The organism is Streptomyces sp. NPDC017202, assembly GCF_044331705.1.
Taxonomy (GTDB): Bacteria; Actinomycetota; Actinomycetes; order Streptomycetales; family Streptomycetaceae; genus Streptomyces.
The window spans coordinates 87,106-110,466 of the sequence record NZ_JBIRNP010000024.1 but is presented as its reverse complement, the minus strand read 5'-3'; the positions used below and the strand labels follow the sequence as shown (position 1 = coordinate 110,466).

Below are 23,361 nucleotides of genomic sequence, written 5' to 3'. Positions count from 1 at the left end.
CCACCCGCTACGACAAGACCGCCGAGTCCTACCAAGCAGCCGTCACCCTCGCATCGCTCCTGATGTGGGCGTGACATTTGAAGACACCGCCTAGCGCCGTGCTTAACCAGCACGGAGCATCCCCGCGGGCGCGGGGTCGACACTTGCTGAGCAGGGACGTTACCAAGCAGGTTAGCTGTTTTCATTCAGTCCCCTCTTGAGAGAGGACGCCAGGACCAGTTCAGCAACATCGACAGGGCGCCATCAGTCGCCGCCGGTAACAACTCACCGTGCCCGCCGCGGACCGACCGAGCAAACCCCTCCCACAGAAGACTGTCAGAGGCGCCGGCCCAGTCCTCCGGGACGTGGAGACTACCCGGACGCGTCTGCTGCCGAGCCGATGTCGAAGCTGCGGGTCCTCTGATCCTGCTGTCGAGCGCCAGTCGTGCTCTCCGACTGCCGCCCACGTGACCTTCGCAGCCGCAAGGTCGATACTGCCTCTGTAGGACCCCGGTCGGCACGCCGTCGATCCGTTGCAGAATCTGACGTGGCGTCATCAAAGTCAGCATTAAGTCAGCATCAGTACCGCCACTACCCGCTCCCGACCGCTACGGACCGCCAAGATCGAGCAGTAACCGAACCACTCTGACCAGCGAAAACACAGGTCAAAGGCCACCTGCTAAGCTCATTAGGAGACACCCATGAAGATGCTGATCAACGTCCCGGAGACCGTGGTCGCCGACGCGCTGCGGGGGATGGCCGCCGCGCATCCCGAACTGACCGTGGACGTGGAGAACCGGGTGATCGTGCGGCGGGACGCACCGGTGGCGGGGAAGGTGGGGCTGGTGTCCGGGGGCGGGTCCGGGCACGAGCCGCTGCACGGGGGGTTCGTCGGGCCGGGGATGCTGTCGGCGGCCTGTCCCGGTGAGGTGTTCACCTCGCCCGTGCCCGACCAGATGGTGCGCGCCGCCGCGGCCGTGGACAGCGGGGCGGGCGTGCTGTTCATCGTGAAGAACTACACGGGCGACGTGCTCAACTTCGACATGGCCGCCGAACTCGCCGAGGACGAGGGCATCCAGGTCGCGAAGGTCCTGGTCAACGACGACGTCGCGGTGACCGACAGCCTCTACACGGCCGGGCGGCGCGGCACCGGCGCGACGCTGTTCGTGGAGAAGATCGCGGGCGCGGCCGCCGAGGAGGGCATGTCCCTGGAGCGGGTCGAGGCGGTCGCCCGGCAGGTCAACGAGAACGCGCGCAGCTTCGGCGTCGCGCTCAGCGCCGTCACGACCCCGGCCAAGGGCAGCCCGACCTTCGACCTGCCCGAGGGTGAGCTGGAGCTGGGCATCGGCATCCACGGCGAACCGGGCCGGGAGCGGCGGGCCATGATGACGTCCGGCGAGATCGCCGACATCGCGGTGCACGCGCTGCTGGAGGACATGTCGCCGCGCAACCCGGTCCTGGTGCTGGTCAACGGCATGGGGGCGACGCCCCTGCTGGAGCTGTACGGCTTCAACGCCGAGGTCCAGCGGGTGCTCGGCGAGCGCGGGGTCGCCGTCGCCCGTACGCTCGTCGGCAACTACGTGACGTCCCTCGACATGGCCGGCGCCTCGGTGACCCTGTGCCAGGTCGACGAGGAGATGCTGCGGCTGTGGGACGCGCCCGTACAGACGCCGGGGCTGCGCTGGGGCATGTGATCAGGCGGACGCAAGCGATCAACGTACCGACCACGCAAGGAGATCCCGTGCTCGACGTCGACTTCTTCCGCCGCTGGATGACGGCGACCGCCGCGTCCGTCGACCGCGAGGCGGAACGGCTCACCGCCCTCGACTCGCCGATCGGCGACGCCGACCACGGCAGCAACCTCCAGCGGGGGTTCACCGCCGTCATCGCCGCCCTGGAGAAGGAGCCCCCCGCGGTCCCCGGAGCCGTCCTCGTCCTCGCCGGGCGCCGGCTCATCTCGACGGTCGGCGGGGCGTCCGGACCGCTGTACGGCACGCTGCTGCGCGGCACCGGCAAGGCGCTCGGGGACGCGAGCGAGGTGAGCGAGGAGGAGTTCGCGCAGGCGTTCCGCGCGGGGGTCGAGGCGGTCATGCGGCTGGGCGGGGCGGCGCCGGGCGACGCGACGATGATCGACGCGCTGGTGCCCGCCGTGGACGCCCTGGGCGACGGCTTCGGGGCGGCACGGGCCGCGGCCGAACAGGGCGCCCTCGACACCATCCCGCTCCAGGCCCGCAAGGGCCGGGCGAGCTACCTGGGCGAGCGCAGCATCGGACACCAGGACCCGGGCGCCACCTCGTCGGCGCTGCTGGTCGCGGGTCTCGCGGAAGCGAACGGGGAGTGAGCGCGGCCATGACCGACGACAAGCTGGTGGGCATCGTGCTCGTGTCGCACAGCGCGCAGGTGGCGGCCTCGGTAGCCGAGCTGGCCCAGGGGCTCGCGGGCGGCGGCACCGCCGTGCCCGTCGCCCCGGCGGGCGGCACGGAGGCGGGTGGACTGGGCACGAGCGCGGAGCTGATCGCCGCCGCCGCCGCCTCGGTCGACCGCGGTGCCGGGGTCGCCGTCCTCACCGACCTCGGGAGTGCCGTACTGACCGTGAAGACGCTGCTCGCCGAGGGCGACGAACTCCCCGACGGCACGCGCCTGGTGGACGCGCCGTTCGTGGAGGGTGCGGTGGCCGCCGTCGTCACGGCCTCCACGGGAGCCGGCCTGGACGCGGTCGAGGCGGCCGCCTCGGAGGCTTACACCTACCGCAAGGTCTGACGGACGCCCGGGGCGGCGCGTCGGCACGAGGTCCGGCGCCGCCCCGGCAGCCCGCGCACGGGCGCCCGCGGTCGCCCCGGCTCAGCTCCTCCTCGGCGAAGGCGAAGGCGAAGACCGGACGGACGGCCGCCGCCGGTTCGGTCCCCGCGGCCGCCGGGTCCGCGCGCAGGTCGGCGCCGCGCCAGGCGTACTGCTCGACGGCCGCGCGCAGGGCCACGTTGAGCATCGCCGCCCGGATCGTGCACCGCAGGTCACCGGGCGGCGGCCCGGCACGGTCGGCGAGCGCGCGGGCGACTCCGTCGGGGCGGGCGGCCCGGTCCGGGCGGGCACGAACCATCCGGGCGGGCGAGGGCCGTCCGGACGGGGCCCCGTCGCGGGCGGGCCGGACCGTGCCGACGGGTCCCGCCCTGGCGGGCAGGGCCTGACGGGCAGGGCCTGGTGGGCAGGGCAGGGCCTGGTGGGCAGGACAGGGCCTGACGGGCAGGGCCTGGTGGGCAGGGCAGGGCCGTACCCACCAGGGCCGGAGCCGTGCCGTCACTCGCCGCCGGAGGCCTCGGCACCCGCACCTCGGCGGGCGTCGGCGGCCGTCCGTGCCACGAACGTCCGGGCCAGCCGCTCCCCCGCTTCGACGGCCGCCGCGCGGCTCTCGATCGGGCTCGCCCGGGAGTCCTCGAAGACGATGTAGGTGACGCCGGAGGCCACGCCGCCGCCGCGTGGGTCGGGGCGGATGCCCAGCGCCTCGGCGGCGGCGTACGAGGCCTCGCCGATGACCTCGGGCGGCCCCACGTCGCCCACGACGGCGTAACGGACCCGGTCGCCGTGGATGACGGCCGCGACGCTCCCGCCGCGCACTCCGTGGTCGCGGTGGTTCCAGAGGTCGCTCACGCCCGGCACGACGATGAACGGCAGGTCCTCCGCGCTCAGGTGGCGGCCGTCGGACTGCTGGAAGGCGGTGGCGGGCGAGAACAGCGGGTCGGTGCCGCCGTTGCAGCGCGGGCCGGGCCGTCCGTCGCAGTCGATGTCCAGGTCGGCCGTCCAGAAGACCGCGCCGTCGGTCCCGCAGACCGGGACCGTGGCGGGCGCGCCGGCATCCGTGCGGTAGCGGCCGCGGGAGACCGGGGTGCAGGTGCTCACCCGGGCCAGCAGCGCCGAGGCGCTCACGGAACCCTCCTCCTGCCGCACCGCCGGTCTCCGGGGCACGTCGAGGGACCGGACCGCGGCGGCGGGTGGGGGGACCGGGGCCAGCAGAGCGAGGCCGGCCACGGCCAGGGTCAGCGACTGGACACGCATGTGAAGAGCCCTCTCGTCGGGGACAGGGACGGACACCCGGCCCAATCTGGGGCCGGTCCCGTCCGGGGTCCAGTCCCCCAGGGCCGTACGGAGCAGTGGTGTTGACGTTCCGACGATATGCGCGCACCGCGGATCTTCCGACGGTACGACGGGGGGGCAGCGGCCGGCGCCTTCCCGGCACCGGCCGCCCGGCAGCCCCGCCGGCGCGGGATCAGCGACGACAGCGGCCCGCGCCGCCGGCGTGAACCGCCTTGCCTGCAGGCGGGGTTCAGCCGTGAGGAGGCTCAGCATACGTAACTCCCCGGACCGCTCGCCAACCCCGGACCACACCTCCCTCTTGATGTGCTCACGCCGACGCGCCATATTGGTACGGACCATTGCCGCCGTGCCGGGCCGGGAGGCGAAGCCGTGCGACGCGTCGTGCTGTGCGGAGGGATCCTCGCCCTGTGCTGCGGCTGCGCCGCGCCGGGCGGCGGTGACGAGGGGCGGGCACCGGGGGCGCCGACGGGGGTCACCGCCGAGGCGGGCAGCGCGACCAGCGTGCACGTGATGTGGAACGCGCTCCCGGCGGCGAGCGGTTACGAGGTGTACCGGGGCGCCTCGAAGGTCGCGGACGTGCCCGGTTCCGGGCGCATGCTCGACGTCACCCGCCTCACGCCGTCCACGGCCTACGTCTTCACCGTCCGGGCCCGCGACGCCGGGGGCCGGCTCGGGCCGCCCAGCCGGGAGGCACGGGCGACGACTCCGGCGGCGGTCCCGGCGGACCGCTCGGCGCCGACCCGGCCGGGCCGCGCCACGGGCCGGGCGGCGGGCAGCCGGGCCGTCCAGCTGTCCTGGACGGCGGCCACGGACGACCGCGGGGTGGTGTCGTACGACGTCCTCCAGGGCGGGACGAAGATCCACAGTGTCGGCGGGAACCAGACGGCGACCGTGGTGACGGGGCTGCGGCCGGGCACCCGGTACTCCTTCACCGTCCGGGCACGGGACGCGGCCGGCAACCTCTCCCCCGCCGGCGCGGCCGTGCGCCTGAGCACCGCGCCGGGCGGCGACGGAGGAGAGGACACCGCTCCGGCGGACTTCCGGGCGACGACCCACCGTGCCGACGGGGCGTACTACATCGACCTGTCCTGGGTGCCGCCGCGGCTGGACGGGACGGTCACGGAATACCAGATCCAGCTCGACGGGCAGCCGGCCACCTCGCTGGTCTGGGGCGGGGCACCGCCGCGGGGCAGGGCCGCCCACAGCTTCTACGCGGGGCGCGAGGCCGGTGCCGGGCACCGGGTGCGGCTGCGGGCACGGCTGCCGGACGGCACGTGGGGGGCGTTCTCCGCGGAGCGGGCGGTGACCACCGGGAGCACGGGCGCACGCTGACCCCGGCGGTCCGGCCGCGGGAGCGCAAGCGGGCGGGCTGCCGTTCTGCGCCGTCCGGTGGAATCCGTCACCTGCCCGGCGGCGGCCGGGGTGCGGGCCGGGCCGGGCGGACGTTGGCTGCCCCTGATGGCAGCACGGGCGTACCCGACCCTCGGCGGCGCAAGGTCGCCAACCGTGCCGCCGGAGGACACCCGATGCGCACTTCCCCCTTCCTCGCCCGCTGCGGACTGACCATGGCCGCCGCCGCCGCGCTGCCCCTCGCCGTGACCGCCCAGCCCGCCGCCGCGCGGACCTCGGGCATCTCCGTCAGCACCTCCGGTTCCACGGTGTCCGTGGTGACCAGCGCGTGCGCCCAGATCAACGGCAGCTGGGGCACGGCGGCACTGCTCGACAGCAACCAGGCGAACTTCGCCCAGGGCCGCCAGGTGGCCCTGTCGGGCACCAGCGTCAGCCAGTCCGCGGCCTGGTCCAACGTCTCCCAGGGCACGCACACGGTCGTCGTGATGTGCTCCAGCGGCAGCACCGCCGGCACCCAGTCCGTGATCGTGTCCCCCGCCACCACGCCGACGATCTCCGCGACGGCCTCGCCGACCCGCGGCGTGCTGGGCGGCATGGGCGGCGCCACCCGCGACTACGGCACCGTCACGCTCGTGGCGGGCGGCGTCCTGGTCGGCACGGGTGTCATCGCGACGGCCTGGTTCCTGCGCCGCCGCACGAAGCCGTACCGGCTCTGAACGCCTCCCCGCCGCCGTGACCGGCGCGGGCCGGGTGGACGGCGGAGACCTGCCGCACGGCGCGGGCCGCTCGAGGCCGCGGCCACCGGGGCGGATCCGACGCCGTGAGCCCGCCCCCGTCGTCCGGCCTACGGTGCCTGCTCGGCGGGGCCGGGCAGGCCTGCCAGCGCCTCGGTCAGCCACTGGGTCCAGAAGGTCTCCAGCTCGATGCCGGCGCGCAGCACCAGGTGCTGGAGCCTGACCTGCGCGCTGTCGTCGCCGGGCGGGAAGTCCCGCTTCTCGATCTCCTCGTACTCGGCCAGCTGCCGCCGGTGCAGGTCGAGATGGCGGCGCAGGTCGGCCTCGAGGCCCGCGGTGCCGACGACGGCGGCGGCCCGCAGCCGCAGCAGCAGCGCGTCGCGGTGCGGCTTGGGGTCCTGCGCCGCGGCCGTCCACCGCTGGAGTTCGGCGCGGCCCGCGGGCAGGACCTCGTAGCTCTTGCGCTGTCCGCGGGCCGGCTGCTCGGCGGGCAGCGCGCGGATGAAGCCCTCGGCCTCCAGCCGTCCCAGCTCGCGATAGATCTGCTGGTGCGTCGCCGACCAGAAGTAGCCGATCGACTTGTCGAACCGGCGGGTCAGGTCCAGCCCCGACGACGGCTTCTCGAGCAGAGCGGTGAGGATCGCGTGCGGGAGTGACATGGGCTCATCCTAGGGACGGGCGGGGCTGCCCCTACAGGGCCGCCGCCAGCTCCGTGCCCTGCTTGACGGCGCGCTTGGCGTCCAGCTCGGCGGCCACGTCGGCACCGCCGATGAGGTGTGCGCTCACCCCGGCGGCGACCAGCTCCTCGTAGAGGTCGCGGCGCGGGTCCTGGCCCGTGCACAGCACGATGGTGTCGACCTCCAGGACGGTGCTCCGCTCGCCGACGGTGAGGTGCAGGCCGGCGTCGTCGATGCGGTCGTAGCGCACGCCGGGGACCATGCGCACGCCGCGGTGCTTGAGTTCGGTGCGGTGGATCCAGCCGGTGGTCTTGCCCAGGCCCGCGCCGACCTTGCCGGTCTTGCGCTGCAGCAGGTGGACGGTGCGCGGCGGGGCGCTCCGCTCGGGGGCGGCGAGGCCGCCGGGCGCCCGGTAGTCCATGTCGACGCCCCACTGCCGGAAGTACGTCGCCGGGTCCTCGCTCGCCTTGTCGCCGCCGTCGGTGAGGAACTCGGCGACGTCGAACCCGATGCCGCCCGCGCCGAGGATCGCGACGCGGTCGCCGACGGGGGCGCCGTCGCGCAGGACGTCGAGGTAGCCGACCACGCTCGGGTGGTCGACGCCGGGGATGTCGGGGGTGCGCGGGCTGACGCCGGTGGCGACCACGACCTCGTCGTAGTCCGTCAGGTCGCCGGCGTTCACGAAGGTGTCGAGGCGTACGTCGACGCCGTGGGCGTCGAGCTGGTGGCGGAAGTAGCGCAGCGTCTCGTCGAACTCCTGCTTGCCGGGGACCTTGCGGGCCACGTTGAGCTGGCCGCCGATCTCGGCCGCCGCCTCGAACAGCGTGACGGCGTGGCCGCGTTCGGCCGCCGAGACCGCGCAGGCGAGGCCGGCGGGCCCGGCGCCGACGACCGCCACGCTCTTGCGGCGCCGGGTCGGGCCGAGCACCAGCTCGGTCTCGTGGCAGGCGCGCGGGTTGACCAGGCAGGAGGTGATCCGGCCGCTGAAGGTGTGGTCGAGGCAGGCCTGGTTGCAGCCGATGCAGGTGTTGATGGCCTCCGGCGTGCCCGCAGCTGCCTTGCCGACGAAGTCGGGGTCGGCGAGCATCGGGCGGGCCATCGACACCATGTCCGCGCAGCCGTCGGCGAGCAACTGCTCGGCGAGTTCGGGGGTGTTGATGCGGTTGGTGGTGACGAGCGGGATCGAGACCTCGCCCATGAGCCTCTTGGTCACCCAGGTGTAGGCGCCGCGGGGCACGGAGGTGGCGATGGTGGGGATGCGGGCCTCGTGCCAGCCGATGCCGGTGTTGATGAGGGTGGCCCCGGCCGCCTCGACGGCCTTGGCGAGGGTGACGACCTCGTCCAGCGTGGAGCCGCCGGGGACCAGGTCGAGCATCGAGAGGCGGTAGATGACGATGAAGTCCTCGCCGACCGCCTCGCGCACGCGTCGCACGATCTCGAGGGGGAAGCGCGTCCGGTTCTCGTAGGAGCCGCCCCAGCGGTCGGTGCGGTGGTTGGTCTGGAGGGCGATGAACTCGTTGATGAGGTAGCCCTCGGAGCCCATGATCTCGACGCCGTCGTAGCCGGCCTGCCGGGCGAGGCGGGCGGTGCGGGCGTAGTCGTCGATGGTCCGCTCGACCTCGGCGTCCGTCAGTTCGCGGGGCACGTGCGGGCTGATCGGCGCCTGAACCGCGCTCGGCGCGACCAGGTCCTCGTGGTAGGCGTAGCGGCCGAAGTGCAGGATCTGCAGGGCGATGCGACCGCCTTCGCGGTGCACGGCCTCGGTGATCGTGCGGTGCTGCTCGGCCTCCGCGTCGGTGGTGAGCTTGGCACCGCCTTCGTAGGGGCGCCCCTCGTCGTTGGGGGCGATGCCGCCGGTGACGATCAGGCCCACCCCGCCGCGCGCGCGGGCGGCGTAGAACTCCGCCATGCGCGCGAAGCCGTTCTCGGCCTCCTCCAGGCCCACGTGCATCGAGCCCATGAGGACGCGGTTGGGCAGGGTGGTGAAGCCCAGGTCGAGCGGGCTCAGCAGGTGCGGGTATCGGCTCATCGGGGCCCTCCGTGCGCGGTGTCGTGCCCCTGTAGTTGTAGAGGACCGCGCACGGGTTGTGCAACTAGTTGCACAATGGCCTCGGAGTCGCCTTTCTCACGTCACCCGCTTCCGGCGTCGCCGGTCGGGCAGGTCACCGGCTCTCGAGCAGCAGGTGCAGCTCCGTCTCCTGGTCGCCGGAGGCGGAGGACAGGTCCTTGACCCGGAACATGGAGTCCAGCGTCGTGCGGAACCGCTCGATCGCCCAGTAGCCGCCCTGGACGTCGGCCGTGACCGACGACGACAGCCGGGCCGGGCGGGCGCAGTCCTGCACGTCGCTGACCTCGAAGGTGCCGAGCCACACCATCGGACGGGTCTCGTCGACCTGTTCGGGCACGTCGTCGGCACAGCGGTCGGACTCGAAGCAGGCGCACAGCGTGTCGAACACGATCCGCGCGTCCTCCTTGCTGCAGTCGCTGATCTCGAGGCTGACGGACTCCGGATGGGATCGCTCGCGGTCCATCGTGATCGCTCCTCTCGTGGCGGTGGCGCGATGTCGCGGGTTCCCCGCGAACCGCGCCACATCCCAAGAAAAGCACCACTTCCCCGGGCGGGCACCACCTGACCGGCCCGCCCGGGGCCCGACCACACCGCGCGCCGGGGAGCCGGGCGACGCCCCGCGCCCCGGGCGGACGTCATCGCGTGAAGCGGTAGGTCCTGCTGTCCGTCAGCACGCAGAAGCCGGGCGAGACGACGATCACCCGCAGGGTGCCGGTGCGCCGGTCGTAGTCGATCCCCTCGGTCTCGAAGGAGCCCGAGCAGGAGCTGCGCAACGGCACCTGGCGCAGGGCGGTGACATGGCCGTTCACGTCACCGGAGCCACCCGGCTCGGCCGACAGGTCGATCTGGAGCAGCGGCTTGGTCATGCCGAAGAGGGTGCCCGCCGGGTCGTCGGAGGAGCACAGCAGTGTGGTCGGGCCGGTGAAGTCGCAGCCCTGGACGTCGCGCACCGCGTGGTCGAGGTGGACCGTGGAGGCCTGCGGCAGGTCGGCCGAGGGCGAGGTGGCCGGGTTGACGCCGGGGGTCGGCAGCACGATCAGCCGGGTCATGGTGCCCCACTCCCCGGTGAGCATCCACTGGCCGCCCGGCGTGACGGCCACCCAGGAGTTGTTCAGGGCCTCGCCGGGACCGAGCGCGTGCACGTACTCCGACCAGGCGCCGCCCGGCGCCTGCACGCGGTACATCTTCGAGGTGCCGGAGTCCCGCTGGTAGGGCTCGATGTAGTGGCCGTCGTAGGAGGTGTCGGGGTCGCCGACGTGGTTCCAGCCGCGGACGCTCACCCCGAACGGGATGGTCCCGATGCCGGTGTAGCGGTTGGCGCTGTTCGCGGGGACCTCGACCGAGGCCAGGCCCTGGCTCTCGGTCAGCGGGTCGGCACGGTCGGAGCCGACCTCGGTCCAGGTGTCGGCGGCCGCGGCGGGCGGGGCGGCGCCGAGTGCCGCGGCGGTGGCCGTGGCCAGGGCGATCAGGGCGGTGCGCAGGGTGTGACGGCGTCCGCGGGCGGGGCGCAGGGGCATGGGTCTCCTCTGACGGGGGGGGGTGGGGTGCGCGCTCGGCGGACAGTGTGGCCAACTTTGGTAGTCATGTACAGACCAATCGAATGGACCGGCGTGGACCATGAGGAGAACGGCGCGCGCCGCCGTACTGGAGGAGCATGGGAACGGTGTCCCAGGCGTGGGAGAAAACGGTTCGTCGCGGCAGAACCGGGGGAGTCGGCACGGGGGACGACGTGCCGCGTCGACGTACGGAGGCGGTGCGTGGCATGAGTACAGCCGGATCGGCCGCGGCCGGGGCCGGTGGCCCGACGGGGCCCAGCGGCCTGCTGGACGTGCTCAACGTGGCCTCGGTCGTGCTGGACGCCGAGGGCCGCATCGTGCTGTGGAGCCCGCAGGCCGAGGAGCTGTTCGGCTACCCGGCCGCGGAGGCGCTGGGACGCTACGCGGCCCACGTGATGGTCCACGAGGAGCACGTCGAACTGGTCGTGAAGCTGTTCACCGACGTCATGGCGACCGGCCGCAGCTGGGAGGGCGCCTTCCCCGTCCGGCGCAAGGACGGCAGCACGCGCCTCGTGGAGTTCCGCAACATGCGGCTCGTCGACGTCCACGGGGACGTCTACGCCCTCGGTCTGGCCGCCGACCACTCCACGGTGCGCCGCCTGGAGCGGGACGTGGCCCTGTCGACGCGCATGGTCGCCCAGTCCCCCATCGGCCTCGCCGTGCTCGACACCCGGCTGCGGTACGTGTCGGTCAACCCGGCGCTGGAGCGCATCGACGGCGTCCCCGCCGGGGAGCACCTCGGCCGGACCGTCCGCGACGTGCTCCCGCTGCTGGACGCCGACGCCCTGGAGTCGGCGGCCCGCGAGGTGCTGCGGACGGGGGTGCCGATCGTCGACAGGCCGACGATCGGGCGCACCCCCGCGGCCCCCGGCCAGGACCACGCCCTGTCCGTGTCGCTGTACCGGCTGGAGGACGCCCGCGACACCGTGCTGGGCGTCGCCCTCTCCGTCGTCGACGTCACCGACCGCTACCGCGCCGGCATCGAGACCGAGGCCGCGCGCCGCCGCCTCGCCCTGATCGCCGACGCCTCGGCCCGCATCGGCACCACGCTGGACCTGGAACGCACCGCCGAGGAGCTGGCCGACGTGGCCGTGCCGGAGCTGGCCGACGTCGCCGCCGTGGACCTGCTCGACGCGGTCGTGGCGGGCCGGCGCACCAGCCTGGGGCCTTCGGAGCCCGCCGTGATCCGCGCCCTGGCCGTCCGCGCCGCCGACGCGCCGGACGCCCTGAGCGCGGCCGATCCGCCCGGCGGGACCGCCCGTTACGCACCCGAGCGGCTGGTCACCGAGTGCGTGCGCACCGGCCGGCCGGTCATGGTGGCGCAGGTCGAGGACGAGGACCTGGTGCGCATCGCCCGCTCCCCGGAGGCCGCCGGACTCCTGGCGCGGGCGGGCGTCCACTCCTATCTCGCGGTGCCGCTCATCGCGCGCGGCGAGGTGCTGGGCGCCCTCGACCTGAAGCGGACCCGCAATCCGCTGCCGTTCGGCCGCGACGACGTGCTGCTCGCCCGGGAACTGGCCGCCCGTGCGGCCGTGCAGATCGACAACGCCCGCTGGTACCAGAACGCCCGTGGCACCGCGCTCACCCTCCAGCGCAGCCTGCTGCCGAGCCATCCGCCGGTGACCGGTGGCCTGGAGGTGGCCTCGCGCTACCAGCCGGCCGGCGCGACCACCGAGGTGGGCGGCGACTGGTTCGACGTCATCCCCCTGGCGGACGGCAAGACCGCCCTGGTCGTCGGTGACGTCATGGGCAGTGGCATCGACGCCGCCGCCACGATGGGCAGGCTGCGCACCGCCACCACCACGCTCGCCGCCCTCGATCTCGATCCGGCGGTGCTCCTCGAGCACCTCGACCGGATCACCTCGGGCCTGGACCACTTCATAGCGACCTGCCTGTACGTCGTCCACGACCCGCGCCTCGGACGGTGCCGGATCGCCAACGCCGGGCACCTGCCGCCCGCCCGCGTACGGGAGGGACACCCGCCGGAGCTGCTCGACCTGCCCACCGGCGCACCGCTCGGGGTGGGCGGGGTGGCCTTCTCGTCGACCGACGTCGACTTCGGCCCCGGCGACCAGCTCGTGCTGTACACCGACGGGCTGGTGGAGACGCGCACGCACTCCCTCGACGAGCGCCTGGAACTGCTGCTGACGCTCCTCGACGACCCGGCCCGCCCGCTGGAGGAGTTGTGCGACCTGCTGCTGCGGGAGCTGCACCACCCCGACAACCACGACGACGTGGCCCTGCTCGTGGCGCGCGCACGGGCACGGTGACGCCGTACGCCCCGATTCACAGGTTTTTGTTACCCCTTCCTTACCGCGCGCCTCCGACAATCACAGGGAGGGGTGGTCGGTCGGACCGAGGAGAGTGGACCGTGACGGTCGATCCGGAAGAGGCCGAGGTGTTCCCGGGACCCGGCGGGGAACGGAAAAGCGCCTCGCCACGGGTCCGTCGGCGACGGCTGTCCGGCCGGGGCCGGACGGTGGCCGCGGCGACGGCCGTCGCGGTCCTGGCCCTGGGCGGCACCGTCGCGTACGCGGCGACGTCCGGTGGCGCGTCGGACGGCGCACCGGGCGGGACCCCGTCGGCGTCCCGGTCGCCCGACGGGTTCCGGCACGGGCACGGCGGACCGTGGTCCGGCCTCGGCGGGGAGGCGGTGCACGGCGAGGCGACCGTCAAGGACGGCGACTCCGGCGAGTGGGTCGTCCGCGTGTGGCAGCGCGGCACCGTCGGGAGGACGGACGGCAACCGGATCACCGTCAGGAGCGAGGACGGCACCTCCTGGACGTGGACGGTGAACGACGACACCCGCGTCCGCGCCGGCGGCGGCTCCGGGACGAGCACGGGCACGGGCACCCTGAGAAAGGGCGACACGGTGTACGTCACCGGCTCCCGTACCGGTGACGGGGACGACGCGGAACGGACGGCCGACCGGGTCCTGTCCGGCACGTTCGACGACATGGACCACCGGGACCACCGGGAGCAGCACTCCGGCCCGCCGGGGCACGGGCCCCGGGACCGCGACGACCGCTCCCCCGGACCCGAGGGCAGCGGCGCCGCGACCTGACCCCGCCCCCGCCCTCCCTTACTCCCTGGTCCCGATCACCACGTGGGCGTACAGCTCCTCGTCGACGGCCGGACGTGCCGTGAGACCGCCCCGCCGGAACGCCTCGACGGCGTCCGCCGCCTGGCGTTCGCTCGTCTCGACGAGGACGCAGCCCCCGGGCGCGAGCCAGTCGGCCGCCTCACCGGCGACCCGGCGCAGCACGTCGAGTCCGTCGGCGCCGCCGTCGAGGGCGGTGAGGGGCTCGTGGTCACGGGCCTCCGCCGGCAGCAGGGGGACGTCCCCGGTGGGGACGTACGGCACGTTCGCCGCCAGGATGTCGACGCGGCCGCGCAGTCCGGCGGGGAGCGCGTCGAACAGGTCACCGGCGTGGACGTGCCCGCCGAGGGCGGCGACGTTGCGGCGGGCGCACCGCACGGCGGCCGGGTCGATGTCGGCGGCGTGCAGCTCGACCCCGCCGAGCGCCGAGGCGAGGGCGGCGCCGACCGCCCCCGAGCCGCAGCACAGGTCCACGACGACGGACGCGTGCGGGGCCCCGGCCAGAGCCTGGCCGACGAGGAACTCGGTGCGGCGGCGGGGCACGAAGACACCCGGTTCGACGACGACGCGCCGGCCGAGGAACTCGGCCCAGCCGACGACGAGTTCGAGGGGCAGACCGGCCACGCGGCGCTCCACCATGGCGGCGAGTTCGCGGGGGGTGCGGGCGGTGGCGAGGATCAGCTCCGCCTCGTCCTCGGCGAACACGCAGCCGGCGGCGCGCAGCGCCACGACGACGGCGTCACGGGACGGGTACGACGAGGGGACGGGAGAGCCGGCAGAGGGCGACGAGGGAGCGGAGGAGGAAAGAGGGGGCATGGAAGCCGAGAGCCTTTCGGAAGCCGAAGGGCGCTCTCGCGGTCGCCCGGCGGCGGTCCACGCCGTTCCGGGGGGAGAGCACCCGACCTGACACTGCGGTGATGGGTCCCACCTCCTCGGTCGCTCGTGGCCGGAGGCGTCCGCGGCCGTCGGCCACCTTATCCGAACTGCCGCCCGGGGAACCGCCGATCGGCCCGCGCCTGCGCACCCCCGCGTCAAGTTGTACGGTGCAACGAGGTGGCCGAGGGAAGGGTGAGGGAGACCGGGTGGACGCAGACGAGGCGGTGGAGACCATCCAGCGCGAGATGACGGCCTTCGCCCGGCGGGCCCGCGCCTCGGCCGGCCGGCTGCATCCCGAGCTGTCCCTGGTGTCGTACACGCTGCTCGGTCACCTGGAGGACAGCGGCGGCCGCCGGGCCACCGACCTGGCCGCGCACTACGCCCTGGACAAGTCCACCGTCAGCCGCCAGGTCTCCGCGCTGGAACGGGCCGGGCTGATCGAACGGCGCCGTGACCCCGCGGACCATCGCGTGCACGTCCTGCACCTCACCGACGCGGGCCGCGCCATCCTCGCCCAGGTCACCGAGAGCCGCCGCGCGGCCTTCCGTGAACGGCTCGCCGGGTGGCCGGAGGACGATCTGGAGCGGTTCGCGGAGTACCTGGCGCGGTACAACGCGTGGGGTCGGTCCGGGGGCGGCGGCGGGGCGCCGGGCGAAGGCTGACTCCGCACCGGCCCCGCTCCCCCGGCTCCGCTCCCCGGCTCGACTACGCCGCCGGCGCCGCATCCCGTTCGGGGGCCCGTGCCGCCAGGAACGCCGTCCTGCGGCGCAGGCGGAACCCGAGGGACTCGTAGAGGCGGACGGCACCGGTGTTGGCGGCGCCGGTGTGGAGGAACGGGGTCTCGCCGCGTTCGCGGATGCCGTGGGCGACGGCCAGGATCAGCCGGGTGGCGAGGCGCTGCCCCCGGACGGCGGGGTCGGTGCAGACGGCGCTGATCTCGGTCCAGCCCGGCGGGTGCAGGCGCTCGCCCGCCATGGCGACGAGCGTGCCCTCGCGGTAGATGCCGAGATAGGTGCCGAGTTCGACGGTGCGGCGCTCGAAGGGGCCGGGCCGGGTGCGGGCCACGAGGTCGAGCATCTCGGGGACGTCGGCGGGACCGAGACGGACCGCCTGGGCGTCCGGCGCGGCGGCCAGCCCGTCGTCGACGAACTGCACGCCCTCGATGCGCTGGGTGGTCTCCCAGCCGGCCGGCACGTCCCCGTGGAAGCCGAGCAGCGGGACCTCCCCGCCGGGGCCGGCCAGCGCCGCCAGGTCCGCCCAGTCGTCGGCGTCCGGGTCGTCGGGCAGGGCAAACCAGGGCGACACGTCGACGGGATAGCGCAGGACCCGGCCGTGGCGCTCGGCGAACCGGGAGTGCGGGCCGGTGAGGGAGGCGAGGGCGGGGTTGTCCAGGACGTGCCGGGACGCGCTCCGGCTCATACGGCCGCGCCGATCACGCTCACGGCCGCGCGGCCGGCGTGACCGTCCTCGACCTCGCGCGGGGCCCGGCACGCCCGCTCCGGCGGGCCGGCCCGGCGGGCACGCGGGTCCGGCGCGCCTCGGCCGGTGAGGCCGGTGAGGCCGGTGAGGCCGGTGAGGCCGGTGAGGCCGGTGAGGCCGGTGAGGCCGGTGAGGCCGGTGAACACGCGCAGGACCGCCGTTTCGCGGGCCACGCGGGTGCCGCCGAGCCGCTCCGCGTCCTCGGGCGGGGCGCCCACGGTGATCCGCTCCGTCCGGTCGGTCCCCGCGGTGGCCTCGTCCCCCGGGACGGCGGGAACGACGGGGACGGCGGGGACGGCGCGCTCGGCGCCGCCGGCGGGACGCCGGTGGCCCGGGCACCGCTCCCGGACGACGGGGACCGCGCCCGTGGGCGCCGCGGCGGGTGCCCGGCCGGGGCCAGGACCGGGCCGGTCCCCGTCGAGAGGCGCCTCGGTCTCCGCGCCGCCGTGGCGCGTGAAGGCGTACGCCTTCGGCATGGTTCCCACTCTCCTTCGCTGCCGCCGGACCGCCGGACCCCTGGACCGCGATCCGGCACGGAACGACTCGTGCAAGGGGAAACGCGGGACGGCTATTCCCCGGGCGCCGCGGTGTTCACACGCCGTTGACGATCGACGGCCGGACGGGGTCGGAGCACGGCTGACTTGCCCTTACGGTTGAATGCGTAAGCAACCGCCGTCCTCACGCTGGAACCCCATGAACGTCACCCGAGGCTTCACCGGACGCCCGCGCGTCGACAACCCCGGCCTGCCCCCGGGCCAGTACGACGCGCGCGACGAGTGGCCCGTCCTGTCCGCCGAGGTCACGCCCGGCATCGCGCCCGCCGACTGGAGCCTGCGCATCGACGGGCTGGTGGACGCGCCCCGCACCTGGGACTGGGAGCAGGCGCACGCGCTGCCCGCCTCCGCCTACGAGGGCGACATCCACTGCGTCACCGGCTGGTCGAAGTTCGGGGTGCGGTTCGGGGGCGTGTCGCTGGACGCCTTCCTGGACGCGGTCCGGCCGCGGGCGTCCGCGACCCACGCCGTCGCGTACTCGCACACCGGGTACACCGCGAATCTGCCCCTCGCCGACCTCACCGGCGGCCGGGCGTGGATCGCCTTCGAGTACGGCGGGCAGCCGCTCTCCCCCGAGCACGGCGGCCCGGCGCGGCTGCTGGTGCCGCACCTGTACTTCTGGAAGAGCGCCAAGTGGATCGCCGGGCTGCGCCTCCTGGACCACGACGAGCCGGGTTTCTGGGAGCGGAACGGCTATCACGCGCGGGGCAACCCCTGGGAGGAGCAGAGGTACTCCGGTGACTGAGACCTTCACTCCGCCGACCCGGTTCGCGGTGCCCGACCGCATCGCCGTCAGCGAGCGGGCCGCCTCGGTGTGGCAGACGGCCACGATCACGGAGATCCGCCGCGAGACGCCGTACGCGGCCACCTTCCGCCTCGCGGTGCCCGACTGGGAGGGGCACCTGCCGGGGCAGCACCTGATGGTGCGGCTCCGGGCCCGGGACGGTTATCTCGCCCAGCGGCACTACTCGATCGCCTCGGCGCCCGACGACACCGGGCACATCGAGCTGACCCTGGACCACGTCGACGGCGGCGAGGTGTCCGGCTGGTTCCACACCGTGGCGGCGCCCGGCGACGCGATCGAGGTCCGGGGTCCGCTGAGCGGCTTCTTCGCCTGGCCCGGCGACCGGCCCGCGCTGCTGGTCGGCGCCGGCTCCGGGGTCGTGCCGCTGATGTCGATGGTGCGCCATCACCGGGCCCGCCGTCTGACGGTGCCGCTGCGGCTGCTGGTGTCCGCGCGCGGCCCCGAGGAACTGATCTACGCGCGCGAGTACGGCGCGGAGACGACGCCCGTGTTCACGCGGAGCGCACCGGCGGGCACGCCCGTGGGCCGGCTCACGGCCGACCGTCTGGCGCCGCTGTTCGCGGAGCGGCCGGAGGGCGGCTGGGAGGCGTACGTCTGCGGGTCCAACGGGTTCGCCGAGCACGCTTCACGGCTGCTGGTGGCGGCGGGGCAGCCGGTGGACCGGATCCGGATCGAGCGCTTCGGCTGACGGTCCCCGGTGACCGGCTCCCCGAGGAGGGGGCGGGCGGCGCCGGCCCCCTCCTCTCCCGGTCCCGGGCCGGTGTCCGGCGCCTCCGGCCGGGGCGCCGCCGGCTTCGACATCTCCGGCCCGCCGCGAAGGTGAAACGATTCCTCCTGTAGGGGTGTCCATCCCCCGTGGGCACTCGTCCGCGTGACGGCGAGGAGGTCGGCATGCGCAGCAGGATGCTCGACGGGCACCGGCGGCACAACCCCCTGCGGCGCCGTTCGGACGTCGTGGAGGCGTGGACGGCGCTGGTGGTCGCGGTGCTCGTCCTGATCGGCGCGCCCCTCGCCGGGGCGCTCGCCGGCCGGTGGGCCCACGAGGACGCGCGGGCGGTGGCGGCCGAGCAGCGGGCCGAGCGGCACCGGGTGCGGGCCGAGGTCGTGGGCCGGCCGCCGGACACGCTGCCGACGGCGGAGGGCGTCCGGGAGCAGCGCCTGCGGATCGCGGTGCGCTGGACGGAGCCCGGCACGGGCCCGCGGACGACCATCGCGCTCGTGCCCGCCGGGACCCACCGGGGAGACCGGGTCGACCTGTGGTTCGACGCCCGGGGCCGGAGCGTCCCGCCGCCGCCCGACGACACGACGGTGTGGCAGCACACGCTGACGCTGGGGGTCGCCACGGCGGGCGGCTCGGCCGCCGCGGTGCTCCTCGGGCACGCGGTCGTGCGCTGGGTGGCACTGCGGCACCGGCTGGCGGAGTGGGACCGGGAGTGGGCGCGCACGGGGCCCGAGTGGAGCCGGCGCAGCGCCTGAGGGCGGCGGCCGGGACGGCATCGTGCCTGGTCCCGGGGGCTAGTAAGCGCTACCACCACCCACGTACGGTGTGATCATCCGTACGGCCACTCATCACAAGGCGGTTGCTCATGGCCCTGTTCGACCTGTCCCTGGAGGAACTCCACGAGTACCGCAGCGGATCCGCCGAGCCGGAGGACTTCGACACGTTCTGGTCCAGGACCCTCCAGGAGGCCCGCGAGCACGACCTGGACGCCCGCTTCGAGCCGGTCGACACGGGGCTGGCGACGGTGCGGGTGTTCGACGTGACGTTCGCCGGGTACGGCGGCCAGCCGGTCAAGGGCTGGCTGACCCTGCCCGCGGCGACGGAGGAACCGGTGCCGCTGGTCGTGGAGTTCGTCGGCTACGGCGGGGGCCGCGGCCTGCCCCACGAGCACCTGCTGTGGGCGTCGACGGGGCGTGCGCACTTCATCATGGACACCCGCGGGCAGGGCAGCGCCTGGGGTGGCGGCGGCGGTACCGCCGATCCGGTGGGCGCCGGGCCGGCGTTCCCCGGTTTCATGACCCGGGGCATCGACGCTCCCGAGAACTACTACTACCGCCGGGTGTTCACCGACGCGGTGCGTGCCGTCGAGGCGGCCCGTTCGCACCCGCTGACGGACGCGACGCGGACCGTGGCGCTCGGCGCGAGCCAGGGCGGCGGCATCACGATCGCCGTGGGCGGTCTGGTGCCGGACCTGGTGGCGGTCGCGCCGGACGTGCCGTTCCTGTGCGACTTCCCGCGCGCGACGACGCTGACGGACCGTCACCCGTACCGGGAGGTGGGGCTGTTCCTCAAGACGCACCGCGGCCGCACGCAGGACGCGCTGCGTACCCTGTCCTACTTCGACGGCGTGCACTTCGCGTCCCGCGGCTCGGCACCGGCCCTGTTCTCGGTGGCCCTGGAGGACCAGACGTGCCCGCCGTCGACGGTGTTCGCGGCCTTCAACGCGTGGGCGCACGAGGACCGGACGATCGAGGTGTACGACTTCAACGACCACGAGGGCGGGGGCCCGTACCACGAGGCCGCCAAGGTTCGCTGGCTGCGGTCGTACGCGTGAGGCCCTGACCGCCGCCTTCCTTCCCGTCCGACCAGTCGGTATGTTCAGGGGGTTCCGGGCCGCGGGGCTGCGGTCCGGGATCCCGGCGGATCAGGGAGGGCCCATGACCGAGCACGTGCCCGAGGTGCACGGCCACTGCGACGAGCGTTTCGCGGCGGTGCGCACCGCGTTCGAGGAGAACTTCCGGAAGCGGGGTGAACTGGGTGCCGCCGTGACCGTCACGGTCGGCGGCGAGACCGTGGCCGACCTGTGGGGCGGCTGGGCCGACCGGGCGCGCACGCGCGCGTGGGAGCGGGACACGCTGGTCAACGTGTGGTCGACGTCGAAGGGACCGACCGCGCTGTGCGCGCACCTCCTGGCCGACCGGGGGCTGATCGACCTCGACGCCCCGGTCGCCGCGTACTGGCCGGAGTTCGCCGCGGCGGGCAAGGAGGGCGTCCTCGTCCGGCACCTGCTGTCGCACCGCGCCGGACTGCCGGGGCTGCGCGAGCCGCACACGCTGGAGCAGCTCTACGACTGGGAGCTGACCACCGCCCGTCTCGCGGCGACGGAGCCCTGGTGGGAACCGGGCACCCGGTCCGGCTACCACACGCTCACCTACGGCTTCCTGGTCGGCGAGGTCGTGCGGCGCGTCACGGGGCTGCTGCCGGGCGCCTTCCTGGAGCGTGAGGTGACGGGGCCGCTGGGGATCGACTTCACCATCGGACTGCCGGAGGGGGAGGCCGGGCGGGCGGCGGAGCTGGTGCACCCGCCCGCCGCGTCGAGCGGCGAACAGGCCGCCCTCTTCAGCCGGTTGACGCCCACGGCCGTCGCCGCGCTGGCCAATCCCCCGGCGGGCGCCGAAGAGGCGAACACCCCCGCCTGGCGGGCCGCGGAGATCCCGGCCGCGAACGGCCACGGCACCGCGCGGGCGGTCGCCGCCCTGTACGGCGTGCTGGCGGGCGGCTCCCCCGGCGGCCGGCGCGTCCTGTCCCCCGAGGCGGCCGAACGGGTGCGCGAGGGCCAGGGCAGCTGCCGGGACCTGGTGCTGGGCGCCGGCCTCGCCCGGGACACGGAGATCGGGCTCGGCCTGTGGCTGAGCGGCCCGAACGGCTCCTACGGACCCAACCCGCGGGCTTTCGGACACGACGGCTTCGGCGGCTCGTGCGGTCTCGCCGACCCGGAGGCCGGGCTGTCGCTGGGCTACGTGATGAACCGCATGGGGCCCCACATCGTGGATGATCCGCGGAAGACGGCGCTGGTGGAGGCCGTGTACAGCGCGCTGTGAGGGGGCGGCGGGCGGTCCGGTTTCGGCCGTTCGGGCCGCCCGCCCTTCCCTGGTGGTTTAGACCAATGCTAGATCTGGTGGCGCACAAGCCCGCACGGCACGTCACCACAGGAGGCGCGCGGCATGGCCCGCACCATCCCCCACGATCAGCCCCTCTACCGGCGGATAGCGAAGGAGTTGCTCGGCGAGCTGCGCGACGGCACCATCCCGCCCGGTGAACGCCTGCCCGCCGAACGGCGGTTGGCGGAGCACTTCGGGGTCAGCCGGGTGACCGTCCGGCAGGCTCTGGAGGTGCTGCGCCGCGACGGACAGGTCGCCACCGACCGGCGCGGCAGCCACGCCGTCCTGCCGGGAGCGCCGGTCGCCGACCCGGCCTGGCTCGCCTTCCCCGTCGGTTCCCGGGCCGCGGACGACTCCTGCGCGGCGGACCGCACGGCGCTGAGCTGGGAGCCGCCCCCGCCCGGGCACGCCACCGCGCTGGACCTCGCCCCGCACCGGCCGACGCTGGTCCACCGCTACGAGTCGACGGACGCCGACGGACGCGCCCTGCGCACGGCCGTGACCTCCTTCTCGACGGTGGCCCTCGCGGAGGTCGAGGAACTCGCCCGCTACCGCGACCGCACCGACACCACCGGCACCGGTACCGGCACCACCGCCTCCCCACAGCTCCGGCGCGTCTACGACTGGATGCGGCGCGCCGGGCTGACCCTGCACCACCGGGACGCCATCACCCGTCCGGACGACGCCGCGTCGATGCGGGTGACCCGGTACGTGCACGACCAGTACGCCCGGCCGCTGGAGATCACCGACCTGGTGGTGAGGACGCGCCAGGAGGCACTGGTGTACACGTTCACCCTGCCGGCGGCCCGCTGACCCGGACCGCGTCCGCCCGCCTCGACGCATCCGCCTCAACGCGGCCGGCGCGCCTCGACCAGCCGGGCCCGTGGACTGCCGTCGTCCCGCGTCCCGAACTCGGGCAGGGCGCGCAGGTCCACCCGGAACCCGGCGCGCTCCAGCTCCCGGCGGACCTCGCCCAGCCGGAAGGCCCGGTAGTACATCACGAACGGGGGGCGCCACACGGCGTTGCGGACCCGCATCACCGCGTCGAAGCCGAGCAGCGTCCAGAACGCGGGGGAGGACGGCCGGGGCGGCGCGAGCACCGGGAACGCGAACCGGCCGCCCGGCCGCAGCGCACCGTGCACCTGGGCGAACAGGCCGGGCAGTTCCCCGGGCAGGAAGTGCCCGAACGCACCGAAGCTGACGACGAGGTCGAAGGCGTCCGTGAACGGCAGGGCGCGCGCGTCCGCCCGCACCCAGGACACCCGCGGCCGCGGCGGCCGGGCCCGCCCGCGGGCGACGTCGAGCATGCCGGCGCTGAAGTCGACCCCGGTGACGCTGTCGTGGCAGAGCGTGGCCAGCGCGTCGACGCCGGCGCCGGTGCCGCAGCACAGGTCGAGGCCGTCGCCGTAGGGACCGGTGCGGCGCAGGGCCGACGTGACCGCGTCGAGGACGGGGGCGGGGGTGCGGAACGGCGTGTGGTCGAACTTCGGCGCGAGGAGGTCGTAGCCGTGCTCGACGGACGACAGCGCCTGGACGGCGAGTTCGCGCAGCGTGGGGCCTTCGGGGCTGAACATCGGCGTCAGCCTACGGCGGTACGGCGCCGGAGGTGCACCAGGACCCGCTCGCACCAGCGCAGGTTCTCCTCCTCGAAGGCGATGCCGGCCATCAGCGTCAGGTAGGGGCCGATCCGGTCGGCCTCGCGCAGGAACTCCTCCTCGGTGCGCCCGGCGAGGAGCCGTTCGCGCACCCGCAGGTAGCGGTCGAGCTTGGCGCGCGCCCAGACCGTCCGTTCCTCGATCTGCGCGCGGGTCGTTCCGGGGTCGACGCCGACGCCGTCCATCGCCTGGACCTTGATGAGGAGTTCGTCCCGGACGGCGGCGGGCCGGCGCGGCGGTGCGGCGGCGAAGGCGCGCAGGTCCTCACGGCCGGCCTCGGTGAGGGTGAACATCCGCTTGTCGGGCCGGCGTTCCTGCCGCACGAGGCGTGCCGTGACCAGGCCGTCCTGCGCGAGGCGCTCCAGCTCGCGGTAGAGCTGCTGCGGGGTCGCGGGCCAGAAGTTCGCGAGGGAGACGTCGAAGACCTTGGACAGTTCGTAGCCCGAGGCCTCGCCCTCCAGGAGGGCCGCCAGGACGGCGTACTTGAGCGACATGTGGACACGGTAACAGCAGGTGATTATTCTCATCCGCACCTAGACAACTATTTGACTATGAGG

24 protein-coding genes are annotated in these 23,361 nt (G+C 74.5%); 14 read left to right on the top strand and 10 right to left on the bottom strand.

Translation table 11 applies throughout. The features are described 5' to 3' along the window. Nucleotides 1–680: 680 nt before the first annotated feature. The 3 genes from dhaK to ACH4N1_RS30955 are packed head-to-tail and all read left to right on the top strand — an operon-like array spanning nucleotide 681 to nucleotide 2,739. Entirely contained in the window at nucleotides 681–1,673 is a 993-nt protein-coding gene (gene dhaK / locus ACH4N1_RS30965) for a dihydroxyacetone kinase subunit DhaK (protein ID WP_398102731.1), read from the top strand. Nucleotides 1,674–1,720: 47 nt separating this feature from the next. Further along, nucleotides 1,721–2,320, top strand: a complete 600-nt coding sequence (gene dhaL / locus ACH4N1_RS30960) for a dihydroxyacetone kinase subunit DhaL (RefSeq protein WP_398102729.1) — start codon at nucleotides 1,721–1,723, stop codon at nucleotides 2,318–2,320. A gap of 8 nt (nucleotides 2,321–2,328) precedes the next feature. After that, nucleotides 2,329–2,739 carry a PTS-dependent dihydroxyacetone kinase phosphotransferase subunit DhaM gene (locus tag ACH4N1_RS30955; RefSeq protein WP_398102726.1) on the top strand — a complete coding sequence of 137 codons (411 nt, stop codon included), beginning with the start codon at nucleotides 2,329–2,331 and terminating at the stop codon, nucleotides 2,737–2,739. Nucleotides 2,740–3,273: 534 nt separating this feature from the next. Here ACH4N1_RS30955 and ACH4N1_RS30950 read toward each other — a convergent pair. After that, nucleotides 3,274–4,029, bottom strand: coding sequence for a glycoside hydrolase family 75 protein (locus ACH4N1_RS30950; protein ID WP_398102723.1), 756 nt, complete (start codon nucleotides 4,027–4,029; stop codon nucleotides 3,274–3,276). 408 nt (nucleotides 4,030–4,437) lie between these two features. Between ACH4N1_RS30950 and ACH4N1_RS30945 the strand changes: the two genes are divergently transcribed. After that, a complete protein-coding gene (locus ACH4N1_RS30945; protein ID WP_398102720.1) occupies nucleotides 4,438–5,400 on the top strand; it encodes a fibronectin type III domain-containing protein in 963 nt (320 codons plus the stop codon). Between the two features lie 194 nt (nucleotides 5,401–5,594). Next, nucleotides 5,595–6,134, top strand: a complete 540-nt coding sequence (locus ACH4N1_RS30940; protein ID WP_398102717.1) for a hypothetical protein — start codon at nucleotides 5,595–5,597, stop codon at nucleotides 6,132–6,134. Between the two features lie 128 nt (nucleotides 6,135–6,262). On the opposite strand, the gene ACH4N1_RS30935 is transcribed toward ACH4N1_RS30940, so the two are convergent. From ACH4N1_RS30935 to ACH4N1_RS30920, 4 genes are all read right to left on the bottom strand, one after another. Beyond that, nucleotides 6,263–6,811: a PadR family transcriptional regulator gene (locus tag ACH4N1_RS30935; protein WP_398102714.1), complete on the bottom strand. Its 549-nt coding sequence runs from the start codon at nucleotides 6,809–6,811 to the stop codon at nucleotides 6,263–6,265. 31 nt (nucleotides 6,812–6,842) lie between these two features. Beyond that, nucleotides 6,843–8,858, bottom strand: coding sequence for an FAD-dependent oxidoreductase (locus ACH4N1_RS30930; protein ID WP_398102711.1), 2,016 nt, complete (start codon nucleotides 8,856–8,858; stop codon nucleotides 6,843–6,845). Between the two features lie 133 nt (nucleotides 8,859–8,991). Further along, nucleotides 8,992–9,360 (bottom strand): hypothetical protein, encoded by a 369-nt coding sequence (locus tag ACH4N1_RS30925; protein WP_398102708.1) that lies wholly within the window; start codon nucleotides 9,358–9,360, stop codon nucleotides 8,992–8,994. A gap of 172 nt (nucleotides 9,361–9,532) precedes the next feature. After that, entirely contained in the window at nucleotides 9,533–10,414 is an 882-nt protein-coding gene (locus ACH4N1_RS30920) for a hypothetical protein (RefSeq protein WP_398102705.1), read from the bottom strand. Nucleotides 10,415–10,659: 245 nt separating this feature from the next. On the opposite strand from ACH4N1_RS30920, the gene ACH4N1_RS30915 reads away from it, so the two are divergent. Next, nucleotides 10,660–12,723, top strand: a complete 2,064-nt coding sequence (locus ACH4N1_RS30915; RefSeq protein WP_398102702.1) for a SpoIIE family protein phosphatase — start codon at nucleotides 10,660–10,662, stop codon at nucleotides 12,721–12,723. A gap of 101 nt (nucleotides 12,724–12,824) precedes the next feature. Beyond that, nucleotides 12,825–13,517 carry a hypothetical protein gene (locus ACH4N1_RS30910; protein ID WP_398102699.1) on the top strand — a complete coding sequence of 231 codons (693 nt, stop codon included), beginning with the start codon at nucleotides 12,825–12,827 and terminating at the stop codon, nucleotides 13,515–13,517. 18 nt (nucleotides 13,518–13,535) lie between these two features. Here the strand turns inward: ACH4N1_RS30910 and ACH4N1_RS30905 are convergent, their stop codons facing one another. Further along, nucleotides 13,536–14,369: a putative protein N(5)-glutamine methyltransferase gene (locus tag ACH4N1_RS30905; protein ID WP_398102696.1), complete on the bottom strand. Its 834-nt coding sequence runs from the start codon at nucleotides 14,367–14,369 to the stop codon at nucleotides 13,536–13,538. 305 nt (nucleotides 14,370–14,674) lie between these two features. On the opposite strand from ACH4N1_RS30905, the gene ACH4N1_RS30900 reads away from it, so the two are divergent. Then, nucleotides 14,675–15,091: a MarR family winged helix-turn-helix transcriptional regulator gene (locus ACH4N1_RS30900; protein ID WP_398102739.1), complete on the top strand. Its 417-nt coding sequence runs from the start codon at nucleotides 14,675–14,677 to the stop codon at nucleotides 15,089–15,091. 43 nt (nucleotides 15,092–15,134) lie between these two features. On the opposite strand, the gene ACH4N1_RS30895 is transcribed toward ACH4N1_RS30900, so the two are convergent. Next, the gene (locus tag ACH4N1_RS30895) at nucleotides 15,135–15,848 is read right to left on the bottom strand and encodes a GNAT family N-acetyltransferase (RefSeq protein WP_398102693.1); all 714 of its coding nucleotides are present in this window, start codon (nucleotides 15,846–15,848) and stop codon (nucleotides 15,135–15,137) included. Next, nucleotides 15,845–16,384, bottom strand: coding sequence for a hypothetical protein (locus tag ACH4N1_RS30890; RefSeq protein ID WP_398102690.1), 540 nt, complete (start codon nucleotides 16,382–16,384; stop codon nucleotides 15,845–15,847). The genes ACH4N1_RS30895 and ACH4N1_RS30890 overlap by 4 nt, the downstream gene beginning before the upstream one ends. Nucleotides 16,385–16,601: 217 nt before the next feature. Between ACH4N1_RS30890 and ACH4N1_RS30885 the strand changes: the two genes are divergently transcribed. The 6 genes from ACH4N1_RS30885 (at nucleotide 16,602) to ACH4N1_RS30860 (ending at nucleotide 21,962) form a co-directional block, all read left to right on the top strand. Further along, nucleotides 16,602–17,207 (top strand): sulfite oxidase-like oxidoreductase, encoded by a 606-nt coding sequence (locus ACH4N1_RS30885; protein ID WP_398102687.1) that lies wholly within the window; start codon nucleotides 16,602–16,604, stop codon nucleotides 17,205–17,207. Then, nucleotides 17,200–17,955: a ferredoxin reductase gene (locus ACH4N1_RS30880; protein ID WP_398102684.1), complete on the top strand. Its 756-nt coding sequence runs from the start codon at nucleotides 17,200–17,202 to the stop codon at nucleotides 17,953–17,955. The genes ACH4N1_RS30885 and ACH4N1_RS30880 overlap by 8 nt, the downstream gene beginning before the upstream one ends. 203 nt (nucleotides 17,956–18,158) lie before the next feature. After that, on the top strand, nucleotides 18,159–18,743 hold the full coding sequence (locus tag ACH4N1_RS30875; RefSeq protein ID WP_398102681.1) for a hypothetical protein: 585 nt from the start codon (nucleotides 18,159–18,161) through the stop codon (nucleotides 18,741–18,743). A 110-nt stretch (nucleotides 18,744–18,853) separates the two neighbouring features. Beyond that, complete coding sequence (locus ACH4N1_RS30870) at nucleotides 18,854–19,822, top strand: acetylxylan esterase (RefSeq protein ID WP_398102678.1); 969 nt, start codon at nucleotides 18,854–18,856, stop codon at nucleotides 19,820–19,822. A gap of 103 nt (nucleotides 19,823–19,925) precedes the next feature. Continuing rightward, a complete protein-coding gene (locus tag ACH4N1_RS30865; RefSeq protein ID WP_398102676.1) occupies nucleotides 19,926–21,089 on the top strand; it encodes a serine hydrolase domain-containing protein in 1,164 nt (387 codons plus the stop codon). Nucleotides 21,090–21,212: 123 nt separating this feature from the next. Continuing rightward, the gene (locus ACH4N1_RS30860; protein ID WP_398102673.1) at nucleotides 21,213–21,962 is read left to right on the top strand and encodes a GntR family transcriptional regulator; all 750 of its coding nucleotides are present in this window, start codon (nucleotides 21,213–21,215) and stop codon (nucleotides 21,960–21,962) included. A gap of 35 nt (nucleotides 21,963–21,997) precedes the next feature. Here the strand turns inward: ACH4N1_RS30860 and ACH4N1_RS30855 are convergent, their stop codons facing one another. Both ACH4N1_RS30855 and ACH4N1_RS30850 read right to left on the bottom strand, forming a co-directional pair. Next, nucleotides 21,998–22,723 carry a class I SAM-dependent methyltransferase gene (locus tag ACH4N1_RS30855; RefSeq protein ID WP_398102670.1) on the bottom strand — a complete coding sequence of 242 codons (726 nt, stop codon included), beginning with the start codon at nucleotides 22,721–22,723 and terminating at the stop codon, nucleotides 21,998–22,000. 5 nt (nucleotides 22,724–22,728) lie between these two features. Next, entirely contained in the window at nucleotides 22,729–23,298 is a 570-nt protein-coding gene (locus tag ACH4N1_RS30850) for a PadR family transcriptional regulator (protein ID WP_398102666.1), read from the bottom strand. Between the last annotated feature and the right edge of the window lie 63 nt (nucleotides 23,299–23,361).

Excerpts from the sequence above, each read along its gene's own strand:
- ACH4N1_RS30865 (WP_398102676.1), top strand. The coding sequence starts at position 19,926 with ATGACCGAGCACGTGCCCGAGGTGCACGGCCACTGCGACGAGCGTTTC.
- ACH4N1_RS30860 (WP_398102673.1), top strand. The coding sequence starts at position 21,213 with ATGGCCCGCACCATCCCCCACGATCAGCCCCTCTACCGGCGGATAGCG.
- ACH4N1_RS30870 (WP_398102678.1), top strand. The coding sequence starts at position 18,854 with ATGGCCCTGTTCGACCTGTCCCTGGAGGAACTCCACGAGTACCGCAGC.
- ACH4N1_RS30935 (WP_398102714.1), bottom strand. The coding sequence starts at position 6,811 with ATGTCACTCCCGCACGCGATCCTCACCGCTCTGCTCGAGAAGCCGTCG.
- ACH4N1_RS30915 (WP_398102702.1), top strand. The coding sequence starts at position 10,660 with ATGAGTACAGCCGGATCGGCCGCGGCCGGGGCCGGTGGCCCGACGGGG.
- ACH4N1_RS30920 (WP_398102705.1), bottom strand. The coding sequence starts at position 10,414 with ATGCCCCTGCGCCCCGCCCGCGGACGCCGTCACACCCTGCGCACCGCC.
- ACH4N1_RS30850 (WP_398102666.1), bottom strand. The coding sequence starts at position 23,298 with ATGTCGCTCAAGTACGCCGTCCTGGCGGCCCTCCTGGAGGGCGAGGCC.
- ACH4N1_RS30930 (WP_398102711.1), bottom strand. The coding sequence starts at position 8,858 with ATGAGCCGATACCCGCACCTGCTGAGCCCGCTCGACCTGGGCTTCACC.
- ACH4N1_RS30940 (WP_398102717.1), top strand. The coding sequence starts at position 5,595 with ATGCGCACTTCCCCCTTCCTCGCCCGCTGCGGACTGACCATGGCCGCC.
- ACH4N1_RS30895 (WP_398102693.1), bottom strand. The coding sequence starts at position 15,848 with ATGAGCCGGAGCGCGTCCCGGCACGTCCTGGACAACCCCGCCCTCGCC.
- ACH4N1_RS30900 (WP_398102739.1), top strand. The coding sequence starts at position 14,675 with ATGACGGCCTTCGCCCGGCGGGCCCGCGCCTCGGCCGGCCGGCTGCAT.
- ACH4N1_RS30955 (WP_398102726.1), top strand. The coding sequence starts at position 2,329 with ATGACCGACGACAAGCTGGTGGGCATCGTGCTCGTGTCGCACAGCGCG.
- ACH4N1_RS30925 (WP_398102708.1), bottom strand. The coding sequence starts at position 9,360 with ATGGACCGCGAGCGATCCCATCCGGAGTCCGTCAGCCTCGAGATCAGC.
- ACH4N1_RS30890 (WP_398102690.1), bottom strand. The coding sequence starts at position 16,384 with ATGCCGAAGGCGTACGCCTTCACGCGCCACGGCGGCGCGGAGACCGAG.
- ACH4N1_RS30885 (WP_398102687.1), top strand. The coding sequence starts at position 16,602 with ATGAACGTCACCCGAGGCTTCACCGGACGCCCGCGCGTCGACAACCCC.
- ACH4N1_RS30950 (WP_398102723.1), bottom strand. The coding sequence starts at position 4,029 with ATGCGTGTCCAGTCGCTGACCCTGGCCGTGGCCGGCCTCGCTCTGCTG.
- ACH4N1_RS30905 (WP_398102696.1), bottom strand. The coding sequence starts at position 14,369 with ATGCCCCCTCTTTCCTCCTCCGCTCCCTCGTCGCCCTCTGCCGGCTCT.
- ACH4N1_RS30855 (WP_398102670.1), bottom strand. The coding sequence starts at position 22,723 with ATGTTCAGCCCCGAAGGCCCCACGCTGCGCGAACTCGCCGTCCAGGCG.
- dhaK (WP_398102731.1), top strand. The coding sequence starts at position 681 with ATGAAGATGCTGATCAACGTCCCGGAGACCGTGGTCGCCGACGCGCTG.
- ACH4N1_RS30875 (WP_398102681.1), top strand. The coding sequence starts at position 18,159 with ATGCGCAGCAGGATGCTCGACGGGCACCGGCGGCACAACCCCCTGCGG.